The organism is Aliiroseovarius lamellibrachiae (assembly GCF_018599245.1).
Classification (GTDB): domain Bacteria; phylum Pseudomonadota; class Alphaproteobacteria; order Rhodobacterales; family Rhodobacteraceae; genus Aliiroseovarius; species Aliiroseovarius lamellibrachiae.
On record NZ_JAHEVJ010000011.1, the window covers coordinates 20682 to 27239 of the forward strand.

The following is a 6558-nucleotide window of genomic DNA, read 5'->3' on the forward strand; positions in this document are numbered from 1 at the left end:
CCAACCCGGCGGGGCTTTTTGTTTTTTAGCCGCAAATTGGTGCGCCTCTTTCCCCATTTGCGCCGCCCCCTGTCGCGAACGGGATGGTGTGGGGGCGGGCTGACTGTTAGCTCGGACAGAGGAGGAGCCCACATGGCATTGACGGACAACATGAAAGGCGCGGTGTTGATGACGCTGTCGATGGCGGGGTTCACCCTGAATGACGCCTGCATGAAAGCGCTCGCGGGGGATCTTCCATTGGCGCAAGCGGTGGTGTTGCGCGGGGTTCTGGCCACGGTGCTGATCTATCTTTTGGGGCGCGGGTTGGGCGCGTTGCGGTTTGATCTGCCCGCCCGCGAATGGAAGCTGATCGGCCTGCGGGCCGTGGCCGAAGTGGGGGCGACCTATACGTTTCTCTCGGCGCTTTTCAACATGCCCATCGCCAATGTCACCGCGATTTTACAGGCATTGCCGTTGACGGTGGCGATGGCGGCATGGCTTTTTCTGGGCGAGCCGTTGGGGTGGCGCAGGCTGTTGGCAATCGGCGTTGGCTTTATCGGCGTGCTGCTGATTATTCAGCCGGGCGGATCTGGGTTTTCAACCTGGTCGATCTACGCCCTGGGCACGGTGGCATGTGTCACCTTTCGCGATATCATCGTGCGGCGTATGGCCAAAACCACCCCTTCGATGACCGTGGCATTTCTGAACGCGGTGGCGATCACATTGGCTTTTGCGTTGCTGTCCTGGGGCGAGGTTTGGGCCCCGGTGGATGCGCGCTCTGCCAGTTTGTTGGCGCTGGCGGCGGTGTTCATCTTTGGTGGCTATCTTTTTTCTGTCATGGTGATGCGGGTCGGCGAGATCGGCTTTGTGGCACCGTTTCGCTATACCGGGATGATTGCGGCGCTGGTTGTCGGCTATCTGTTTTTTGGCGATTGGCCCGACGGATTGACCCTGCTTGGGGCTGTGATTGTGATCACGATGGGGCTGTTTACGCTTTACCGCGAGCGGGTTTTGGCGCGGCGGGGATAGCATCGGCCATCTGCATGTGGCGGATATACCGTGGGTCTTCCCAAAACCCATCGCCGCGCTTTTCGGCCAGGGCACGCACAAAGTCCGCACAGCACAGATGGTGCAGCCGCATCACATCGGGCAGGGCACACAATCGGGCAAATTCCGCATCAAACCGGGCCTGATATTTGGCCACATCCGTGCAGTTTGTATGGTTGTGATTGAAGCGGGTGAAGAACGTGTCGTCATAGCGGTTGGTGCGCCGCGAGGCGCTGAGCGTGCCGCGCTTATGCTCGAACTGCTCAATGGATTGCAGCATGTAATGATGTAGGCTGGCCGCCGAAAACCGCACCTGATCCTGGGTCACCTGATTGATGACATTGTTGTCCGGGTGATAGGTCGTCCAGTCGGATCCATCCGTTTGCACAAGTCGGTTGTCGCCCTGTCCCCACGCACCTTCCCCTTGCCAATACCGCGGCGTATGGGCCCGCCATCGGCCAAAGCGGTGCGGTTTGTGCAGGATGGTTTTCACAAACCGGCTTTGCTGGGTCGCCTCATCGGCGCATTTGTGAAACCGACGATGGACCAAAGTATCATGCCACATGATCTGTTTGTCGCTGCCGAAAATCCGCCAATTCACCACCATTCCCGCGTGATCCTGCGGCACCGCGGTCAGGAGATCAGACAGTGTGCCGTCGCCGCGGTGAACAACCAGAAACTCGTCCACGTCACAGCAAAACAACCAGTCGGCTTTGCGGGTTTCGGGCAGGTTGCGCGCCACCTCATAGGCCCAGGGCTGGGGCGCTTCGTCCTTTGGGGGTTTGTGGCGTTTGGCCGAGATTTCACCCAGTCGCTTGAGCTGGCGCAGCAGGGAGGGAGAGTGATCGGTGCAATCGTTAAACAGGATCAGGATCTTCTCGAACCCCAAGATCTTTTGCCATGCCACCCATTCCAGAATAAACGGGCCCTCGTTGCGCATTGTGGTCAGAACCAACGATCCTTTCATCACGCGGCCTTCGGCAGCTGAGCGGCCAGATCGCGGTGATGTTGCCACCGGGGGTCCTTGCGGAAATCCTCGCCACGCTTTTCACAAAGCGCCTGCACAAAATCGGCGCAGTTCAGATGGTGCAAACGCATCACGCCGGGGATTGCACAAATTCGCGCGTATTCCGCATCAAAGCGAACCGAATGCTTCAACGCGGTGTCATTTGGGGTGCTGTTGTGATTGAAGCGCTCATAGAAAATATCCGAGTAGCGATCCAGCCCTTCTGCGGCGCTGGCCCGGCCACGTTTGAATTCAAACTGTTCTTCGGTTTGCAGGATATAGTGGTTCACCGAGGCGTGCGTATGGATGATCTGATGATCCTGCGTGCCATTCAGCGACGTGGTTTCGGGGCTATAGCCTTTCCAGCGCCGCCCGTCTGAATAGACAAAGTAATTGTGCCGCGTGTCCCAAATCCCATCGCCGTTCCAATGGCGCGGGGTATGGGATCGCAAACTGCCGTAATTCAGCGGGTTGCGCACAAAGCTTTTCACACAATTGTTCTGGGTGGCATCAACGGGGGCAGAGTGCAGGAATTGCCGATGCACCAGCCGATCTTCCCAGCGTTTATACCCGTTGGTGCCAAAGATACGCCAATGCACCGCCATGCCCTGCCACGGCACATCGCCCCCCTGTAGAAGATGATCAATGGTACCGTCGCCCTTATGCACAACCAAAAATTCGTCCACATCACAGGTAAACATCCATGTCGCGGCTTTGACCATCGGATGGGACCGGCAGGCGCGATAGGCCGAAGGTTGCGGGTGCTGATCCGGGCCGGGTTCATGACGTCGAATGCCAATTTCGCCCGCCTTTTGCAAAAGGCGCAATAATTGCGGCGAGTGATCGGTGCAGTCGTTGAACAAGATCAGCACGTTTTCAAAACCAATCGACTTTTGCCAGGCGATCCATTCCAAAAGGAATGGGCCTTCGTTGCGAACCGTGGTAAATGCCAGCGTGCCTTGCATTATATCCCTGTTGACTGATCTGACTTGACCACAGACTATTTAGACGTGAAACGCGGCGCAATGGTCTAATGTCAGCATTTGGCCCAGCATTGGCAGGCTGGCGGCTGTGGCCGTTTCTGGTGGTGCTGTTGACAGCCATACCGACTCTCTCTATACGCGCGTACATCCAGCAAAGGGGCAATCCCCTGCGCTCATCACGTATTGTGGGATCAAGACCGGATCTACTTAGAAGAACCGGCCCTCTGTGAACCAACCGCGTCGTTCGCCTCGGTACGGGAACGGTCGCGGATTTTCGCTTTGTGTCGCAGCAATGTTGCACGAAGCGGGTAGAATTTCACCGCATGGGTTCGCCTGTGCAGACTGAGTTGAGAAACGGGAAAAGAGCCCTATGCCAACGATTCAACAGCTGATCCGCAAACCGCGCCAGCCTAAAGTCAAGCGTTCCAAGTCAATGCACTTGGAAAGCTGCCCCCAAAAGCGTGGCGTTTGTACGCGCGTTTATACAACAACCCCGAAAAAGCCGAACTCGGCTATGCGTAAAGTTGCGAAGGTTCGCCTGACCAATGGTTTCGAGGTTATTTCCTACATCCCGGGTGAAAGCCACAACCTTCAGGAACACTCCGTGGTTCTGATCCGTGGCGGTCGTGTAAAAGACCTTCCGGGTGTCCGTTACCACATCCTGCGCGGTGTGTTGGATACCCAAGGTGTTAAAGACCGTAAACAACGTCGTTCGAAATACGGCGCGAAGCGTCCGAAGTAAGGAGAGCCAGATATGTCTCGTCGTCACGCCGCTGAGAAGCGCCAAGTTCTGCCCGACGCCAAATTTGGCGATGTAGTTCTTACAAAATTCATGAATAACCTGATGATCGATGGTAAAAAATCGGTTGCAGAAAAAATTGTTTACAACGCGCTGGATCGTGTTGAAGACAAAATCAAACGTGCCCCTATCGAAGTGTTCCACGAAGCACTTGATAACATCAAACCGTCGGTCGAAGTTCGTTCGCGTCGGGTTGGTGGTGCAACGTACCAGGTTCCTGTCGAAGTGCGTCCAGAGCGCCGCGAAGCCCTTGCCATCCGTTGGTTGATCACAGCCAGCCGCAAGCGCAACGAAAACACGATGGAAGAACGCCTTGCCGGTGAACTTCTTGACGCTGTTAACTCGCGCGGGACCGCTGTTAAGAAACGCGAAGACACCCACAAAATGGCCGATGCCAACAAAGCATTCAGCCATTACCGCTGGTAACGCCAAGGAAGGAAGAAAACCATGGCACGCGAGTATCCACTCGAAAGATACCGTAACTTCGGTATCATCGCGCACATCGACGCAGGTAAAACCACCTGTTCCGAACGCATCCTGTTCTATACTGGGAAATCCCACAACATCGGCGAAGTGCACGATGGCGCGGCGACGATGGACCACATGGAGCAAGAGCAAGAGCGCGGTATTACCATTACCTCGGCTGCGACCACCACATTCTGGGAACGCACCGAAGATGGCAAAACAGCGGACAGTGAAAAGCACCGCATGAACATCATCGACACCCCAGGCCACGTTGACTTCACCATTGAAGTTGAACGTTCGCTTGCGGTTCTCGATGGTGCTGTGTGTGTTCTTGACGGCAACGCCGGTGTTGAGCCGCAAACAGAAACTGTTTGGCGTCAGGCTGACCGCTATAAAGTTCCACGTATGGTGTTCATCAACAAGATGGACAAAATCGGCGCGGACTTTTTCAACTGTGTTGAAATGATCGAAGACCGGACCGGCGCGCGCGCTGTTCCAATCGGCATTCCAATCGGTGCGGAAACCGAGCTTGAAGGTCTTGTTGACCTCGTGACCATGGAAGAATGGTTGTGGCAGGGTGATGATGTTGGCGCCACTTGGGTGAAAGCACCCATCCGTGCCGAGCTTCAGGACATGGCCGACGAATGGCGTGGTAAGATGATCGAAGCGGCCGTCGAAATGGACGACGACGCGATGATGGAATACCTGGAAGGCAATGAGCCCGACGTTCCAACCCTGCGCAAATTGATCCGCAAAGGCACCTTGGAAATCGCGTTTGTACCTGTTCTTGGCGGCTCTGCCTTCAAAAACAAAGGTGTTCAGCCGCTTCTCAACGCTGTTGTTGACTATCTGCCGAGCCCGCTCGACGTTGTTGACTACATGGGCTTTAAGCCTGGCGATGAAAACGAGGTTCGTGACATTGCGCGCCGTGCAGACGACGACATGCCGTTCTCAGCCCTTGCGTTCAAAATCTGGAATGACCCCTTTGTGGGCTCGTTGACCTTTACCCGTATTTACTCCGGTAAAATCGAAAAAGGCGACAACTTCCTGAACTCGACCAAAGGCAAAAAAGAGCGCGTTGGCCGCATGATGATCATGCACTCCAACGACCGTGATGAAATCACCGAAGCCTTCTCCGGTGACATTATTGCGCTTGGCGGTCTGAAAGACACGACAACCGGTGACACACTTTGTGCCATCAATGATCCTGTTGTTCTCGAAACAATGACATTCCCCGATCCCGTGATCGAGATTGCCGTTGAGCCGAAAACAAAAGGCGACCAAGAGAAAATGGGTATCGCTCTGCAGCGTCTGTCCGCAGAAGATCCCTCCTTCCGGGTGGAAACTGACATCGAAAGCGGTCAGACCATCATGAAAGGCATGGGCGAACTTCACCTTGATATTCTTGTCGACCGTATGCGTCGCGAGTTTAAAGTTGAAGCGAACATTGGTGCGCCTCAGGTGGCTTATCGTGAGACGATTTCGAAAGAAGTCACCCACACATACACCCACAAGAAACAATCGGGTGGTTCCGGTCAGTATGGCGAGGTCAAAATGACCATCACGCCGACCGAGCCAGGCGAAGGTTACTCGTTCGAAAGCCGCGTTGTTGGTGGTTCGGTGCCGAAGGAATATATCCCCGGCGTTGAAAAAGGCATCAACTCGGTTATGGACAGCGGACCCTTGGCGGGCTTCCCTGTGATCGACTTCAAGGTTGCCCTTCTCGAAGGTAAATACCACGACGTTGACTCATCGGTTCTCGCCTTTGAAATCGCTGCTCGTATGTGTATGCGCGAAGGGATGCGTTTGGCCGGTGCGAAACTGCTCGAACCCATCATGAAAGTCGAAGTGATCACGCCAGAAGATTACACCGGTAGCATTATCGGCGATCTGACATCGCGTCGCGGTCAGGTTTCGGGTCAGGAAAATCGCGGCAACGCGATCTCGATTGACGCAAACGTACCGCTGGCAAACATGTTCGGCTACATCAACACTCTGCGTTCCATGTCTTCGGGCCGCGCGCAGTTCTCGATGCAGTTCTCGCATTACGACACCGTACCGCAGAACATCTCGGACGAAATTCAGGCAAAATTTGCCTAACGAAAAACGCCGGGCAGGGCGACCTTGCCCGGCACCTGACATTAAAGGAGGCCTCTCATGGCTAAGGAAAAGTTTGAACGTTCCAAACCGCACGTCAACATCGGCACAATTGGCCACGTTGACCACGGTAAAACCACTCTGACCGCTGCAATCACCAAATACTTTGGTGACTTCCAAGC

Annotated in this window: 7 protein-coding genes; 5 read left to right on the forward strand and 2 right to left on the reverse strand. The window is 55.1% G+C overall.

The annotated features are described in order from the left end of the window. Positions 1 to 132: 132 nt before the first annotated feature. On the forward strand, positions 133 to 1008 hold the full coding sequence (locus tag KKW20_RS16150; RefSeq protein WP_214568948.1) for a DMT family transporter: 876 nt from the start codon (positions 133 to 135) through the stop codon (positions 1006 to 1008). Here KKW20_RS16150 and KKW20_RS16155 read toward each other — a convergent pair. After that, on the reverse strand, positions 968 to 2041 hold the full coding sequence (locus KKW20_RS16155) for a glycosyltransferase family 2 protein (protein WP_214568949.1): 1074 nt from the start codon (positions 2039 to 2041) through the stop codon (positions 968 to 970). The genes KKW20_RS16150 and KKW20_RS16155 overlap by 41 nt on opposite strands. Continuing rightward, positions 1993 to 2997, reverse strand: coding sequence for a glycosyltransferase family 2 protein (locus KKW20_RS16160; RefSeq protein WP_214568950.1), 1005 nt, complete (start codon positions 2995 to 2997; stop codon positions 1993 to 1995). Before KKW20_RS16160 ends, KKW20_RS16155 begins: the two co-directional genes overlap by 49 nt. Positions 2998 to 3385: 388 nt before the next feature. Here KKW20_RS16160 and rpsL point away from each other — a divergent pair, with 388 nt between their 5' ends. The 4 genes from rpsL to KKW20_RS16180 all read left to right on the forward strand — a co-directional run. Next, entirely contained in the window at positions 3386 to 3757 is a 372-nt protein-coding gene (gene rpsL, locus KKW20_RS16165) for a 30S ribosomal protein S12 (protein WP_085848203.1), read from the forward strand. A gap of 12 nt (positions 3758 to 3769) precedes the next feature. After that, complete coding sequence (rpsG, locus tag KKW20_RS16170; protein WP_214568951.1) at positions 3770 to 4240, forward strand: 30S ribosomal protein S7; 471 nt, start codon at positions 3770 to 3772, stop codon at positions 4238 to 4240. Positions 4241 to 4261: 21 nt separating this feature from the next. Further along, complete coding sequence (gene fusA, locus KKW20_RS16175; RefSeq protein ID WP_214568952.1) at positions 4262 to 6379, forward strand: elongation factor G; 2118 nt, start codon at positions 4262 to 4264, stop codon at positions 6377 to 6379. A 57-nt stretch (positions 6380 to 6436) separates the two neighbouring features. Beyond that, positions 6437 to 6558 (forward strand): GTP-binding protein (locus KKW20_RS16180; RefSeq protein WP_246534559.1); only part of this gene is annotated, 122 nt, incomplete at its 3' end.